We start from the raw sequence: 16,543 nt of genomic DNA, 5'->3' as shown, positions 1-16,543 counted from the left end.
CCTATTTGGAATTAAACGGAGATATATAAGTAATAATCCCCAATCTTCTTTTTACAAAAATAACCGAAATTATATTAATAACAACACTACTAGTTGCTGTAGCAATTGCTGCTCCTAAAATACCATATAAAGGAATTAATATTAAATTTAAAACAATATTTAAAATAACGCTAATTATAGTAAAGTCTCTAAGTTTTTTGTGATTGCCTGTCATATTCATAACCTGTCCAACGCTACCTGTCATGGCATTGAAAAGTTGAGCCAACATAATTACTATTAATGCAGTACTACCTATAATAAACTCATCACCAAAAAGACCCAAAACAAATTTATTTGCTATTAAAATCAGTCCTACCATAGGTGCGGTAGTTATAAAAATAATTTTTGTAGCCTTTCTTATAAGCTCTTTCATTTTATCATGCTCGGATTTGCTATATAATTCCGAAATTTTTGGAGCTAAAACAAGATTAACAGAAGTTAGCACAATTATAGCTATTCGTGCTATTTTAATAACTACACTATAAATACCAACATCAGCTTTATCATTATAATACCCAAGCATTAAAGTGTCTGTCCATCCCATTAAAAAAATAAAAGAACTTGTGGCTAGCATTGGTAGCGAATAATTCATCATTTTTTTTAAAGGAAATGCTTTTCGTTTAATTTCTTCCTTATGCTTTGTCAAAAAAACACTTAATATAAAAGCAATTACTGTACCCAAAAAATAAACTTTTATAGTTTGTAATCCATTTTTTTCTTCAAAAACAAAAAACACAAATAAAATTGCTAAGACTGAAATCAAATAAGGAATTATATGAGACAAAAAACCAAATTTTACAATTTCATTTCTCCCTCTTAATATTTCAAAATTATAACGCAAAAGAACCAATGGAACCAATGCTGCTGCTGCAATCAATAAATAATCATACAAAACACTGTCGGTATAAAATAATGCGAGTGGTTTTGCTGATAAAAAAAGTACAATTGCTCCAATAACACTTGAGATAAGTATAGCTCTTAGGGCTGTTTTTTTTAAATCAAACTGCTGTTTGTAGTTGCTGTCCGCAATAATTTTCACCATGGTATCTGGAATACCTAAAGCAAAAAAAAGTGCAAACAAATTTAATATTGTAAAAGTTAAAGAAAAGCGACCAACAACCTCTGCACCATAAAACCTTGATATTAAAAGAGTAAAAAAATAACTTAAACCAAGACCAAAAAATTTAAGCAAAAATGAAAACAGCGTTTTTTTAGCAAACTCGCCTTCAAATTTTTTTTTTAATACTGTTTTAAAATTCATTTCACTCTTTATTTAGATACTACGATTGATGTAAGATACTTATAAGTAAGTTCTATCTTTCTTCTAATTCTAATTTTTTATCAAATACTGGACGAGATTTAAAATGTGGATCATATTTACCATCTACTGATATACAATTCATAACCCCTGTTTCTTTATTATATTTGATATACTTGTTTGGAGTAAAGAACGCATAAAACTCTTGTGGTGTAAGATTTAACTTAAAATCTTCATAAGACAATGAAACCGAATTTATAGTAATGTTTTCTTCTGTTTTATTTTCTCCAAAATCAAATAATAATTTAGAAGGGAATATTTTTTCTGGAATATTAAACTCAACTAATTGCGGTTGTGTGTTTCCTTTTACTAATTTCGGAATTCTCTTTTTTTGATTCCATTTAGTATCGCCATATTCTAAATAATACATTTGAAATTTTTCGTCATTATTAATAATAACATCTAGAACCACCTTAAAAACAGACTTCTCAACTGTTTCTTCTAATATAATTTCTTTAGTATCCTCTTTTTTTTCTGAAGCTTTTTTACAACTAAAATTAGCCCCTAACATACAGGCTAAAAATGCCCCTAATAGTATTTTTTTCATTATTTTATTTTTTTATTATTAAACAATCATTCCTGCTGCAACAGTTTCGTTGGTAGCATCATCTACAAGAATAATACTTCCAGTTGTTCTGTTTTCTCTATACGTATCCACCATTAATGGTTTAGTAGTACGTATTTTAACTTTACAAATATCATTCATATTCATTTCTTTATCGTCATTAATACGATCTAGAGTATTGATATTGTATTTGTAAACCACCTCTTTGATCATTGCTTTTTGATCGTTTGAAGTATGTTTTATAGTGTATTTTGTTCTTGGTTTTGCAGCAGAGTTATTTAACCAACATAACATCACTTCAATATCTTGTACCGCTTCTGGTTTATTGTTAGAACGTACAATCATATCACCACGGCTGATATCAATATCATCTTCTAGTGTTATAGAAATAGACATTGGTGCGTAAGCTTCATCCAACTCTTTATCTAAAGTATCAATGGTTTTAATTTTAGAAGTAAATCCTGATGGCATAACTGTTATGTCATCTCCTTTTCTAAAAACACCACTTGCTACACGTCCTGCATACCCTCTGTAATCAATAAAACCTTCACTTTGTGGTCTTAGTACTGTTTGTACTGGAAAACGCGCGTCTACCTTATTAATATCGCTACTAATGTGCATGGTCTCTAAAGTATGTAACATTGGAGCTCCTTGAAACCAAGGCATATTCTCTGATTTGTGAACTACATTATCTCCTAATAAAGCACTCATTGGAATAAAACGAACATCTGTTACTAACATTTTTGAAGAAATGTCTTCAAATTCTTTAACGATATTATTGTATACCTCTTCAGAAAAGTCAACCAAATCCATTTTGTTAACACAAACAATAATGTGAGGTATTTGTAATAAAGAAGCAATAAATGCGTGTCTTTTAGTTTGTTCTATTACACCGTGTCTTGCATCTATTAAAATAGTTGCAACGTTTGCGGTAGATGCTCCTGTAACCATATTACGAGTGTATTGAATATGCCCTGGAGTATCTGCTATAATAAACTTACGTTTAGGTGTTGTAAAATATCTATAAGCAACATCTATAGTAATACCTTGTTCACGTTCATCACGTAAACCATCTGTAAACAAAGCTAAATCTACGCCTTCGTGGCCTTTCTTCTTACTTGTGTTTGTAATGGCTTCTAATTGGTCTTCGAAAATAGATTTTGAATCGTATAATAAACGTCCAATTAAGGTGCTTTTTCCATCATCTACACTTCCTGCTGTTGTAAAACGTAATAATTGATTATTGTCTAACATGGTTCTTATATTATTTCTATTCGTTTTTTACTAATACTTTACCTTTTATCTATTACTAAATAAAAAGTAACTTATCTCTATATTAATATAATTTAATAAAATTATATTTCATTTATGGTAAATAAATGAACTTATAAAATTTTAATTTTATTCTTAACTGGCTTTACCAAAACCTTCCCGTTTTCATCTCTTATAATAAGCGATATAGAATAGTTTCCTTTCTCTAATAATTCGCTTTCGATTTCTAATTTAAATCCCGAATGATCATAAATTGCTTCCTTTTTAAAAAATTTAGAAACATCCTTTCTTATTTTTCTATTATTCATCTGCCTAACCAGGATGAAATCTTCATTCTTTTCTAATGCAATAAATAATTCATTGAATTTGGACTCTTGATTTTCTATAACCATCCAACCTTCAAAAACAATAGAAGACTTTCCTTGCCTTAAGGAGAACTTTTTATCTTTAAGCCCATTAATTCTCTCTAGGTTTGATAAAATACGTCCTTTTTCAATTAAGGTATCTATTGCCTTTTTATTATAAACAAAAGACTCGGGTTTTAATCTATTTACTTTATTTAGATTAAAATTGTATTCTTTATTAACATAATTGGCTAATATATTTGTAGCCTTAATACCTCCTTTATAGTTTAGGTGTTGATTTCTTGATGGTTTTTCATCCAGAAAATAAGTTCTAGAAAAATCAGACATCGTATTTAGATCTAAAAACTTAACATTATTATGTTCTTTAATAATAGCGTTCAGCTTTTTGTTTACTTGCTTTAATTGGTCTTCTATTTTAGCGTAATAATTATTATAAAAAGGAATAGTTACAAATAAAAGTTCAAAATCATGTTCTTGAGAAAGTTTTATAATTCTTTCAATAAATACTTCTTGATCTTTTGAAATATTAATTGTGTCCTTAATTTTTAAATTGTCAATTTTTGACGCTCTTTCTTTTCTCAATATTTTTAAAGATTGATAATGATCTTTATAGTCTTTATCTTTAAAATTACTAGAAGTATACTTGTATAAAACTTTAGATTGATTTTCTAAATCACTCCAATTTTCATGGCCTCTAAAAAGATTAAAAAAGTTATAAAGTTTGTTTTCTTTATATGCTAAATTAATTTCTTCAAACTTGTTTAAACCTGGTTTTTTTGCATGAATAGCTCCATAGTTTTTAACAAACATTTTACCTTCTTCATTTAAAAATTCAGATTCAGCTGCATTTTCTAAAAAAGTAAAATTTTCAATTACTACTAGTTTAGGTTTTTGATTTTTTAATGCTTCTACTAAATTATAATAAGTATGAAAAATATTTGTTGCACGTAAACCTAAATTATAGGAACTTAATTTACATTTTGCGTTTATAATTTTGGTGTTAACTCCGTTTGCTAAATGTGAATTTCCTAAAAAAAGCACATCTACTGTATTCTTTTCTTTTTCATTATAAAACTTATATTTTTCAAAAGCAGGATCATCTTTAACAAAATAGCCATCAACGTTATAAACTATAACGCTAATTAATATACTGAATAAAAATATTTTTAAAATTAATGTTTTCATTTTATATCTCTAAAATTGAAAATAAATAAATTCCTGAATTGCTCTATCTCCATAGATACCAAATATAGTAATTGTAAAGACAATCATTAAGTAGATACTCCATCTAAACACAACACCTTGATGATTCAAAAACTTTATTAAATTATACTTTCTGTGAAGCACTTCGAAAAGCAGTAGTGTAAGTATAAAGAATACAATTACCCTAAATTCATTTACCTTAAAACCAATTAAATAAGTTTCCTTTTTAAAAATTTCTCCAAAATCAAAATTAAAAAAGATTCCACTAATAATATCAAAAGAATCCTGTAAGGAGTTTGCTCTAAAAAATACCCAAGCAAAACAAACTATAAAAAAGGTTATCGTGCTAAAAAAAAAGTTGTTTGCATAGTTACTTTTACCTAATCCTATTTTTTCAAATAGTGGTTTTTTCAAATTATAAGTAGCTTTTTCAAAAACAATGATTAAGCCGTGTATTGTTCCCCAAATTACAAATGTCATTGCTGCACCATGCCATAAGCCACTAACGAGAAAGACCAAGAACAAATTAAAATAGGTTCTGTACTTTCCTTTTCTGCTTCCTCCTAATGGAATGTATACATAATCTCTAAACCATGTGGATAAGGATATATGCCAACGTCTCCAAAATTCAGTTATGGATTTAGAAAAATAAGGACTATCAAAGTTTCTCATTAAGTCAAACCCCATAGTTCTTGCAATTCCTATGGCAATGTCTGAATAACCAGAAAAATCACAATAAATTTGAAAGGCAAATAAAATGGTTCCATAAAAGAATGCAACACCATCATGATCTGAAGTATTATTATAAACTTCATTCACATAAAGAGCTGCTCGATCTGCTATAACCATTTTTTTAAACAACCCAAAAGCCATTAATAATAATCCGGATTTAACCTGATTATAATTAAACTTGTAGGTTTTATAAAACTGAGGTAATAAATGGGATGCTCTCTCAATGGGTCCTGCAACTAGTTGCGGGAAGAAAGACACAAACGAGAAAAAAGCAAGCCAGTCTTTAGTAGGTTCTAGCTGTTTTCTGTAAATATCGATAGTGTAACTAAGCGTTTGAAAGGTGTAAAAACTAATCCCAACTGGTAAGATGATATTTAGTGTAGAAACTTCTAACTCAGTACCAAATAACCTAAAAGAATCTACAAAAGTGTCTATAAAAAAGTTCGTATATTTAAAATAGACTAAGAAACCTAAATTAATGACAAGACTAACTAACAAATATTGCTTTTGTTTTTTCTTGTTATCCGTATTATAAATTTTTTGGCCAATTAAAAAATCAACCAAAGAACTAAAAGCTATTAGTAATAAAAACCTCCAATCCCACCAGCCGTAAAACACGTAACTAGAAACAAGTAAAAGTATATTTCTATAATTTCTATTTTTAGCAACGAGCCAATAAAGAACAAAAACTATTGGAAAAAATATAGCAAAGTCTAAGGAATTAAACAGCATAAGTAATTAGTAAATCGGGTTGTTTATTAAAAGTATCCTTGACGTTTTCTGTCTTCCATTGCAGATTCGGAACGCTTATCATCACTTCTATTTCCTCTTTCTGTGTTACGCATACCCGCAACTTCTGTCGCAATTTTCTCTAAAGTATCTGCTTCCGATTCATCGCCACCAGTAATGGTAATATCTCCTAAAGTTCTAAAACGAATTTTTTTAGTTACGACCTCTTCATGCGCTTCTAAAATTAAAAACTCTGAGTTTGGAATCCATGTATCTTGTCTCCAAACTACTTCACGTTCATGTGCAAAATATAAAGATGGAATGGCAATGTTTTCTCTTTTTATGTAGTTCCAAACATCCATTTCTGTCCAGTTACTAATAGGAAACGCTCTAAAGTGTTCTCCTTCAAAATGTTTACCGTTAAATATATTCCATAATTCTGGTCTTTGGTTTTTAGGATCCCATTGTCCAAAATCATCTCTATGTGAAAAGAAACGTTCTTTTGCTCTTGCTTTTTCTTCGTCACGTCTTCCTCCACCAATTGCGCAATCTATTTTATTAGATTCAATAGCATCCAGAAGCGTTGTAATTTGAAGTGCATTACGCGTAGCATTCTTACCTTTTTCTTCTGCTACTCGACCATCATCTATAGATTCTTGTACAGAACCAACAATAAGTTTTACACCTAATTCTTCTATAACAGCATCTCTAAACTCTATAGTTTCAGGAAAGTTATGTCCCGTATCTACATGCATTAATGGAAATGGTATTTTAGCAGGGTAAAAAGCTTTCTTAGCTAAATGTGTTACTAAAATAGAATCTTTTCCACCAGAAAACAGAATTACTGGGTTTTCAAATTGTGCCCAAACTTCACGTAAAATAAAGATTGCTTCACTTTCTAATTCATCTAAATAATTTAAGTAATATTTACTCATTGCTCGAATTTTAATATTGTCTTTATATTTTTCCTAATATATTAATTTTTCACAGAACATCCTTTTTCCGTTCTTTCTTAATTATCAAGACTTTATCTATATACTAAATAAAACGGAATTACCGTTGTACTTTCCTATTTATTCATAATATTGTTTCTATGAATATCGCCAAAGTTAACATCTTTGACGGTATTTTAAACTCTTTAACCATTTTTTTTATGATAGTAGATATATTAACCCATTTCATAATCAAGACATTAAATATTGATGTTATTCTATTTATTTAATGGCATACTGTTTTTATTATAAATTGGTAAAAAAACAAACGACAGAACACCTACTACAATAATCATTACCGTTTGAGAGGTCCAAACAATCCAGCCAAAAGCAAAACTAGGTTCCTCTGCCAATCCAAATAACGTGAGTGCCGATAATACGGCTGCTGGGTAAAAAAATACACCTCCATTTGTTGCTGCAACAGTAAAACTTGCTGCAATAAATGCAACAATCATAGATGAAAAAGGCGCTCCTTCCAATTCTTGTACAGAAAAGGATGTTACATAAAACATTAAGATATACATTAACCAAATAAAAATAGTATGACAAATAAAAGCACCTTTATGCTTCATTTTATAAATACTAGTAATCCCTTCTAAAAGACCTAATGTAAATCCTTTAATTTTATTAGCAAACTTCCCTTTAGACTTTCTAATATAGAAAAGGATAACACCAAACAATAGGCATAAACCCAGTAGCATAAAAATAAGATTAACTAGATTAAACTTTGCTACTAGAATACCATAAATAAAATCGAACTGAAAAAACAATGTTATAACACAAATTGTAAGCATCATAATTAAATCAAAAATGCGTTCTGTTACAATAGTACCAAAGCTTTTTTCAAAAGGAATACCTTCATAATTAGTAGCAACTGCGGCACGTAAAACTTCCCCAGATCTTGGCACGCCATAATTGGCTAAGTATGCTATAAATATAGACATGATACTGTTTGGGGTTTTTATAGAGTACCCCATTGGTTGTAGTAAGTAATTCCATCTATACGCTCTTGATAAATGGCTAAGAACTCCAAAAAACAAACCTAAAGCAATCCACCAATAATTAGCGGATTTAAAATAGGGAATGATTTCAGAAATTGGAAGCTTAGAAAAAGTTAGCCACCCAAAAAAAACAGCCAATACGATGGGAAGTATTAGCTTTATATTTTTTAAAAAAAAATTCTTTTTGTTACTCATGTTATATTAAAAAAAACGCTGCTTAATTATATGGATATCCCAATGCTATAATTCATTTAAAAAACGAAGTTAAAGCACTCCCAATGCTAATTTAGGTTTAATAAATTCCATAATAAGCTGCACTGCTTCTTCTACGGTTTTCTCTTCCGTTTTAATTTCTATATCTGGGTTTTCTGGAGCTTCATAAGGAGCAGAAATACCTGTCATGTTTTTTATTTCACCAGCTCTTGCTTTTTTATAAAGCCCTTTAACATCTCTACGCTCGCACTCTTCGACACTAGTATTTATATATATTTCGATAAAATTAACATCCTTAATGATGTCTTTAATATTCTCTCTATCTTTTCTATATGGTGAAACAAATGCTGCTAATGTAACCAAGCCAGCTTCTACCATTAAATTTCCTATTTCAGCAATTCGTCTTATGTTTTCTGTTCGGTCTTGAGGAGCAAAAGTTAAATCACTATTTATACCTTTTCTAATATTATCACCATCTAGTGTATAGGTGCTTATTCCTAATTTATATAGTTCTTGCTCAACGACATTTGCAATGGTAGATTTACCAGAACCTGAAAGCCCTGTAAACCATAATAAAAAAGACTTATGTTTATTTTTTTCTTGTCTATCCTCTTTAGAAACCTGATAGTTATGTGCTATAATATTTTCTTTCATCTGTATCGTTTTATTATTTTATTTGCAGATGCAATGTGTAAATAATGAACTAGGTTAATTTCCTTCTAGCGCAATTCGTTACAGTGCTTATTTATTAGTTCTTTCGATCTACAAGTCCAAAATTCACTTTATACCAAACACGTTCGTGTAAATAATATAATATCATTTTTGTTACTACTTCTGCAAATCCTATTTTAAGACCTGTTAATGGGTCTCCTGAAATTAGCCAAGCTAATAACATCGTATCCATAGTACCTATAAATCGCCAAGTAACGGTTTTTGCTATATGTCTTTTTCTACTTTCTAAAATCTCCCCTTCCTTAGATAGGTTTATTTTAAACCAAACACGTTCATGCAGGTAGTATAAAGTCATTTTTGTGAGTACCTCAGCAAAACCTATTTGAAGCCCTATAAATGGATCTCCTGAGATGATCCAAGATAAAATAATAGTATCTATAGTACCTACAAACCTCCACGTAATAGTTTTAGCAATATGCCTTTTATAAGATACGTCTGCCATTTATTTAGTTACTAAGAAATAACTATTTAATAAATTTTCTTTATTGTATAGAAGCGGTTTATTGGTGTCTTTAGAAATAACCTGTAAACCTACTGCGTTACAAATAGCTTGTCCTGCAGCAGTATCCCACTCCATCGTAGGTGCAAATCTTGGATACACATCTGCGTTACCTTCTGCAACTAAACAAAACTTTAGTGAGCTTCCTTTAGAAACAACAGCAACCTCTTTGCCTTCTGTTTTAATGGTCTCAATAAAATCTAAAGTTTCTTGACTCATGTGCGATCGACTACCTACAACCTGCACTGGATTTGATCCTGCCTCTTTTGGTTGTAGTTTTACAGCAGCTTTAACAACATCTTGCAAAGAAGTGTCATGACTGTTTAATTCTGCTTTAAAAGCTTCCTTATTAGTAACATCTGCAACATAAATAGTTTTTGTCGCTGGCACATAAATAACTCCTAATTCTGGTTTACCATTAGTCACTAGTGCTATATTTACTGTAAACTCTCCGTTACGTTTTATAAACTCTTTGGTTCCATCTACCGGATCTACAACCCAGCAAGTCTTCCATGTTTTTCTTACTGCGTAATCGGTTTGCTTATTTTCTTCACTAATAATTGGAAATTCTGTATTTACCAAATATGCGTTAATCACATCATTGGCTTTTTTATCTGCCTCGGTTAAAGGAGATTTGTCATCTTTAATTTCTACATCAAAGGCAGTATCATATACTTCCATGATGACTTTTCCTGCTTCTAAACTTGCTTGAATAGCTATTTCTAAATTTTTATTCATGGTTATTGGCAATTGCTTTTCTTAAACTGTCTCTCCAATGTGGTATTTCTATTTGAAGATTCGTTTTTATTTTGGTTTTATCTAACACGCTAAAATGTGGTCTTTTGGCTGGTGTAGGATATGCTTCCGATGGAATTGGTAAGACTTTTATTTGAATATTACTTTCTTCAAAAATCGCTTTTGCGAAATCATACCAACTAGCTACTCCTTCATTACTGTAATGATAAACACCATATTGTTGGTTTTGTGAAGTTATTATTTCAATAATCGTTTCTGCTAAGTCTGTAGCATAAGTTGGTGTCCCTATTTGGTCTGCGACGACATTTAATACCTCTCTGTTTTCGGATAATCTAATCATGGTTTTCATGAAATTATTACCATTTTCAGAATATAACCAAGAAGTTCTTATAACAAAATGTTGTTCTAGATTTTTAGCGACTTCTAATTCGCCATCTAGTTTTGTTGCTCCATAAACCCCTGTTGGATTTGTGGTATCTGTTTCTGTATATGCTACAGATTTTTCGCCATTAAACACAAAATCGGTAGACACTTGAATCAAGGTTGCGTTTTTTTCCGCGCAAGCGATAGCTAAATTTTTTGCACCAACAACATTAACTTCCTCTGCTTTTTGTTGTTCACTTTCTGCCTTATCTACAGCTGTGTAAGCCGCACAATTAATACAATAATCAATATTTTGAGTATTAAAAAACTGTTGCACAGCTTCAAAATCGGTAATATTTAATTCTGAAGAATTTGTGTATATAAAGTTTAAATTAGAATGTTTAGATTCTACATCTTTAATACAGTTTGCTAATTGTCCATTTCCTCCTGTCACCAAGATATTTATCATAGTCTAGCGTTCTCTAAAGTTGGCAAAATTACATCTTTTTCTGAAACAAGCAATTCATTTTCAGGCAATTGCCAATCTATCTTTAATTTTGGGTCATTAAAAATGACACCTCCTTCTGCTTCTTTATTATAAAGATTATCACATTTATACGAAAAGATCGCGGTATCACTCAACACAATAAATCCATGTGCAAATCCTCTAGGCACAAAAAGTTGTTTCTTATTATCCTCAGATAATTCCACAGCTACATGTTGCCCGAAAGTTTTTGAGTTTACCCTAACATCTACTGCTACATCTAAGACTTTTCCTTTAACAACACGAACAAGTTTTGCTTGTGCATGTTCGCCAACTTGATAATGTAATCCTCTTAAAACTCCTTTAGAAGAAAAAGACTCGTTATCTTGAACAAAGTCCACTTTCTTATTAATTAGAGTATTAAATTTTTCTTGGTTAAAGCTCTCGAAAAAATAGCCTCTTTTATCTTCAAAAATTGTTGGTTCTAAAATAAAGCACCCTTCTAGCTTGGTTTCTATTGCCTTCATATTAATTTTCTAAAATGCTTAACAAGTGTTTACCATAACCACTTTTTATTAGTGGTTGTACTAAGTTCTTTAATTGCTCTTTGTTTATATACCCCATTCTATAAGCTACTTCTTCTATAGCTCCAATTTTAAGACCTTGTCTTTCTTCAATCACTTGAACAAACTGCGATGCCTGCATAAGTGAATTGAAGGTTCCCGTATCTAACCAAGCGGTACCTTTATCTAATACACTCACCTGAAGTTTACCTTGTTTTAAATACTCTTTATTCACATCGGTTATTTCTAACTCACCTCTATGACTAGGTTTAATGTTTTTAGCAATTTCTACTACAGAATTATCATAAAAATAGATTCCTGGAACTGCATAGTTTGATTTTGGTTTTATTGGTTTTTCTTCTATAGAAATAACCTTACCTTCTTCATTAAATTCGGCTACACCATAACGTTCTGGATCATGCACATGATATGCGTAAATAATACCACCATCCGGGTCGTTATTGGCTTGTAATAATTCTGCAAGACCCGAACCATAAAAGATATTATCTCCTAAAATAAGGGCTACTTTATCCTCACCAATAAAATCTGCACCTATAACAAAAGCTTCTGCTAAACCATTTGGTTCTTCTTGTACTGCGTACTCAAAATTACAACCAAACTTTTTTCCATCTCCCAAAAGTTGTTCGAATAAAGGCAAATCGTGCGGTGTAGATATAATAAGAATATCTTTAATTCCGGACCACATTAAAGTAGCTAATGGATAATATATCATTGGCTTGTCATAGATAGGCATTAATTGCTTACTTACGGCAAGTGTTAAAGGGTGAAGTCTTGTACCTGAACCTCCTGCTAGTATTATTCCTTTCATGTTTTTGTTTTTATATTAGCTGTATTGCTTTTGGTAATATGCTTGATAATTACCACTTGTAACACTATTTAACCAATCTTCATTGTTTAAATACCAATCTATAGTTATTTTTAAGCCTTGCTCGAAGGTTACCGATGGTTTCCAACCTAATTCCTTATTTATTTTAGATGCGTCAATAGCATATCTTAAATCATGTCCTGGACGGTCTTTAACGTATGCTATTAATTGTTCTGAAGAACCTTCTTTTCTACCTAATGCAACATCCATTTGTTGGCAAAGTAGTTTTACTAGATCTATATTCTTCCACTCATTAAAACCACCAATATTATAGGTTTCTCCCTGTTTTCCTTCATGGAATACTAAATCTATGGCAATTGCATGATCTACTACATACAACCAATCTCTTGTATAATTACCATCCCCATAAACAGGTAGTGCTTTGTTATTTATTATGTTATTAATGAATAACGGAATTAATTTTTCAGGGAATTGATTTTGACCATAATTGTTAGAACAGTTTGTTATAACATAAGGCATCCCATACGTTTCGCCATATGCTCTTACAAAGTGATCGGAACTTGCTTTGGAAGCCGAATATGGTGAATTTGGATCATAAGATGTTGTTTCTTCAAACAAACCTGTTTCGCCTAAGGAACCATAAACCTCATCTGTACTGATGTGGTAAAATAACTTGTCTGTAAAATTATCTTTCCATAGTGCCTTAAAGGCGTTTAATAAAATCATGGTACCAATAACATTGGTTCTAACAAATGCTAACGGATCTTTAATAGATCTATCTACATGAGATTCTGCTGCTAAATGAATAACGCTATCAAATTTATATTCTTCAAAAAGAGAATTAATAAAAGCTTCATTAGTAATATCTCCTTTTACAAAAGTATAATTAGAAGCATTTTCAATGTCTGTTAGATTTTCTAAATTACCGGCATAGGTTAAAGCATCTAAATTAACAATATTGTAATCTGGATATTTTTCAACAAACAGTCTAACAACATGAGATCCTATAAATCCTGCTCCTCCTGTAATTAATAAATTTTTCATGAATCTGTTTTTATACTAATTTGTCTGTTAGATTTTCTTTTTTTCCGTAATAATCAATAAAAGATATTAACTTAAACTCTTTAACTAAATAGAACAGCACTATTAAAATTGCTATTAACATTGTAGCTGTTTTTCCATTCTTCCTATAAAAACTATCTACAGTAATTGCTCTTGTAAAATCTTTTTGAAGTCTTACAATTGTTTCCTTTTCTATAAGCTGGTTTTCTAAATCAATAATATTTAGCCTCGCTTCATTTTGCTTACCTAGCAATTCAAATTCTTTTGTATTAATTTTTTCTTTATTATTAGATAGATTCAAACTAACATTTGCTTGGCTAGTTTCTCCATCGGTAGCACTATAATAGCTTTTTAAAATACTAACATAATCTTTTTGTAAATCTTCCGATTTAACTAAATTATCTTTATATGTTTTAATTTCCAATTTAATTTTGGTAGTTACTTTTTGTTGCTCCTCAATAAAATATTTATTGGATTCAATTAGTTTTAAAAACGCATCAGACATCCCACTGTATATAGTTGGATCTTTTGAATACACGAAAATAATTTGTGTTTCAAAATTTTCTAAGTCTTGTATGTCATTAAAGGCTTCTTGCGTAACCATTGCTGTAGAGTCTTTCTCGGCATTGTATTCATTAAAAGCCTCTATGAATTCTGTTTTACTCATATAATCCTTAACACCCAGCTCAACAATTTTAGAAGCTTTTTCTAGAGAAACACCTAGTTCATTACTTAATCCTACAGAATCCTTTTCTTTAGCTAATGTATTTAGTCTTGAAATCGTATTATATAATAAATTTCCTGTTTGAAAATTTTGAGTTATAACGATAGTAGATTGGTATTTTTTACTAGAATATTTATCCAATAGATAAAAAGAGACATAAACTAATATACAACCTCCTAAAACTTTTAGGAAGTGCTTTTTTAATATACTTATAATAACAAGAATTAATATTCCTATTTTTTCTAAAACCCAAACAATAGCAGAAAATATTTTATAAATAAAATTGCCTATCCTTTTAAAAACCCTTTCAATAAAAGAAAACAATTGCCCTAAATCGATTTCTTCAGAATTATTTGTATCTGGTAATTTATCACTCATAATCGTTTGTTAGTTAAATATTTGTTGTAAAATTTTTCTTGTTATTAAGTATGTTGGTTTTACACCAGAAGTTCCTAAACCTCCAGATGCTAATGTACCTCCTGTTTCTAATGGATTATCACTTGCGTAATATGCATAACGCACTTTAACGTCTTCGTTTATACTTCCTCTTACTTTAGAGGCTGCTTGAATTGCTTTTTGGTAATGTGCACCTTCCATTTCTAGACCAATTACATTCCAAGTAGAGCTATGAAAGAACTTTAAAATATCTTTATTTTGTAAAGAAGTACCTAAAACAGTAATCATAGAACCTTCAAATATTTGTAATCCTTGTCCTTCTAAATCTGCTGTACACAATTCATTTTTAAAAGGATAATTGTCTGCTGTACCTTCAAAAATATGTGCAGAAGGTATCATAATATCTCCTTTTCCTCCTTCTAAAATACCTGCTTTTCCCATAATAGAAATAGAATCTACATATAAATGTGTTTTCTTTCCGTTAGGTTTATATGGCTTTAAAAGTTCATCTATAGTTTCGTAAGCTTGCTCACCAAAAGCATAATCCATTACAATAATAATTGGTTTTTCTGCTTCTAGTTTTTCTTGGTTAACGTCTATGTCTACTTTAGAAAAATCTATTTTTGCAGTATCAAAAACCTGGACATTAATATTGGTACCAGACTCATCTTGAATATAAAGCATTCCTTTTTGCAATGCTTCTTTAGTTACCTTATCACGTAAATCTTTATTATCCTTATGACTTATAGCTTCATAAACTTCAAAAATATCATTTTTAGAAGCTAAAGACTTTAAGGCATTTGGAGCAAAAAGCGTATTCATTACACTATGCATGTTTGCACTAATGACATGAATTGGTCTTTCTAGCAATTCGTTTTTATGTAAAATTGCTTTTATATTATTTGCCCAAATTTCTCCATGAATATGATGTCCTAATCGTTCTCTTAAAACAGGACTAAAAGTAACCGTTCTTTTATTGTTGTTTACAACTTCTTCAATGGCTAATTTACCTAGCCAATACACAATGTGTAATAAACGTTCTGGTTGTGTTGGTATGGCAAAATCTTCATACACTTCATTTAGCTCATTAAAGGTTCTTCCTAAAATATTAGCGGTATGTGTTATTGCTATTTCGCGTTCTTGTTGTGTAAGTTTCTTTTTGGTAGTTACTGCTTTTTCAAGCTTAATCCAATCTCGAGTAGTAGAGCCATTTTCATCTATTAAAACGCGTTTGCTAATTTTATGAGATTCTACAAAAAGAAAAGTAAGATGTGTCAGTATATCATAAATTTCTGAGCGACCACGAGTAATCTCGATGTTCATTTGCTCTTCATCTATTCGATAGCAATTACGTCTTCTTTTTGGTGGAATTATAGTCTTAAAATGGGAATTAGCATAGCCTTCATCACTAGTTAAGTTTATAAAGGTGCATTCTTCTATTCCTTCTGGTAATCTATCTACTACATAAAGTAGTCCTTCTAGTTCTGCTTTTTCTTCGCCAATAGAACCATAAATTTCTGGTCTTAACAATAACAATGCCTCACGTAATGTTTCCCCTGAAACACCCATTGGTTTATAAAAACCACGATTAAAAAGGTGTCGCATAGTAATATACATACGCTCAATAGCATTTGAGCTCTCTTGGGCTCTCGTTCTTGCATGATGTTTTTTGTTACTCATATACTTTA

The 16,543-nt window shown here is 30.4% G+C and carries 16 protein-coding genes; all 16 read right to left on the bottom strand.

All coding sequences use genetic code 11. The annotated features are described in order from the left end of the window. Nucleotide 1: 1 nt before the first annotated feature. The 16 genes from ACVCXO_RS15965 to ACVCXO_RS15890 all read right to left on the bottom strand — a co-directional run bounded on the left by ACVCXO_RS15965 (nt 2) and on the right by ACVCXO_RS15890 (nt 16,535). Nucleotides 2-1,300 (bottom strand): flippase, encoded by a 1,299-nt coding sequence (locus ACVCXO_RS15965; RefSeq protein ID WP_452230589.1) that lies wholly within the window; start codon nt 1,298-1,300, stop codon nt 2-4. A gap of 52 nt (nt 1,301-1,352) precedes the next feature. After that, on the bottom strand, nt 1,353-1,904 hold the full coding sequence (locus tag ACVCXO_RS15960; RefSeq protein WP_452230588.1) for a hypothetical protein: 552 nt from the start codon (nt 1,902-1,904) through the stop codon (nt 1,353-1,355). An 18-nt stretch (nt 1,905-1,922) separates the two neighbouring features. Then, nucleotides 1,923-3,176 (bottom strand): sulfate adenylyltransferase subunit 1, encoded by a 1,254-nt coding sequence (locus ACVCXO_RS15955; RefSeq protein WP_452230587.1) that lies wholly within the window; start codon nt 3,174-3,176, stop codon nt 1,923-1,925. Nucleotides 3,177-3,307: 131 nt separating this feature from the next. Beyond that, the gene (locus tag ACVCXO_RS15950; RefSeq protein ID WP_452230586.1) at nt 3,308-4,744 is read right to left on the bottom strand and encodes a hypothetical protein; all 1,437 of its coding nucleotides are present in this window, start codon (nt 4,742-4,744) and stop codon (nt 3,308-3,310) included. Between the two features lie 9 nt (nt 4,745-4,753). After that, nucleotides 4,754-5,992, bottom strand: coding sequence for an MBOAT family O-acyltransferase (locus tag ACVCXO_RS15945; protein ID WP_452230585.1), 1,239 nt, complete (start codon nt 5,990-5,992; stop codon nt 4,754-4,756). A 260-nt stretch (nt 5,993-6,252) separates the two neighbouring features. Further along, a complete protein-coding gene (gene cysD, locus ACVCXO_RS15940) occupies nt 6,253-7,158 on the bottom strand; it encodes a sulfate adenylyltransferase subunit CysD (RefSeq protein ID WP_452230584.1) in 906 nt (301 codons plus the stop codon). Nucleotides 7,159-7,433: 275 nt separating this feature from the next. Continuing rightward, nucleotides 7,434-8,411 (bottom strand): lysylphosphatidylglycerol synthase transmembrane domain-containing protein, encoded by a 978-nt coding sequence (locus tag ACVCXO_RS15935; protein WP_452230583.1) that lies wholly within the window; start codon nt 8,409-8,411, stop codon nt 7,434-7,436. A 69-nt stretch (nt 8,412-8,480) separates the two neighbouring features. After that, nucleotides 8,481-9,083: an adenylyl-sulfate kinase gene (gene cysC, locus ACVCXO_RS15930; RefSeq protein ID WP_452230582.1), complete on the bottom strand. Its 603-nt coding sequence runs from the start codon at nt 9,081-9,083 to the stop codon at nt 8,481-8,483. 94 nt (nt 9,084-9,177) lie between these two features. After that, on the bottom strand, nt 9,178-9,603 hold the full coding sequence (locus ACVCXO_RS15925; protein ID WP_452230581.1) for a DUF2061 domain-containing protein: 426 nt from the start codon (nt 9,601-9,603) through the stop codon (nt 9,178-9,180). Beyond that, nucleotides 9,604-10,398, bottom strand: a complete 795-nt coding sequence (gene cysQ, locus ACVCXO_RS15920; protein ID WP_452230580.1) for a 3'(2'),5'-bisphosphate nucleotidase CysQ — start codon at nt 10,396-10,398, stop codon at nt 9,604-9,606. Then, nucleotides 10,391-11,248, bottom strand: coding sequence for a dTDP-4-dehydrorhamnose reductase (gene rfbD / locus ACVCXO_RS15915; protein ID WP_452230579.1), 858 nt, complete (start codon nt 11,246-11,248; stop codon nt 10,391-10,393). Before rfbD ends, cysQ begins: the two co-directional genes overlap by 8 nt. Further along, nucleotides 11,245-11,790, bottom strand: coding sequence for a dTDP-4-dehydrorhamnose 3,5-epimerase (gene rfbC, locus ACVCXO_RS15910; protein WP_452230578.1), 546 nt, complete (start codon nt 11,788-11,790; stop codon nt 11,245-11,247). The genes rfbD and rfbC overlap by 4 nt, the downstream gene beginning before the upstream one ends. Before the next feature lies 1 nt (nt 11,791). Next, complete coding sequence (rfbA, locus tag ACVCXO_RS15905; RefSeq protein ID WP_452230577.1) at nt 11,792-12,655, bottom strand: glucose-1-phosphate thymidylyltransferase RfbA; 864 nt, start codon at nt 12,653-12,655, stop codon at nt 11,792-11,794. Between the two features lie 15 nt (nt 12,656-12,670). Continuing rightward, nucleotides 12,671-13,717: a dTDP-glucose 4,6-dehydratase gene (rfbB, locus tag ACVCXO_RS15900; protein ID WP_452230576.1), complete on the bottom strand. Its 1,047-nt coding sequence runs from the start codon at nt 13,715-13,717 to the stop codon at nt 12,671-12,673. Nucleotides 13,718-13,727: 10 nt separating this feature from the next. Continuing rightward, complete coding sequence (locus tag ACVCXO_RS15895; protein WP_452230575.1) at nt 13,728-14,837, bottom strand: hypothetical protein; 1,110 nt, start codon at nt 14,835-14,837, stop codon at nt 13,728-13,730. Nucleotides 14,838-14,846: 9 nt separating this feature from the next. After that, entirely contained in the window at nt 14,847-16,535 is a 1,689-nt protein-coding gene (locus ACVCXO_RS15890; protein WP_452230574.1) for a DUF6909 family protein, read from the bottom strand. Nucleotides 16,536-16,543 lie beyond the last annotated feature (8 nt).

The sequence above is a fragment of the Lacinutrix sp. MEBiC02404 genome (assembly GCF_053601575.1).
Note: the sequence above shows the minus strand (reverse complement) of the source record. Positions and strands in the feature narration are given on the sequence as shown.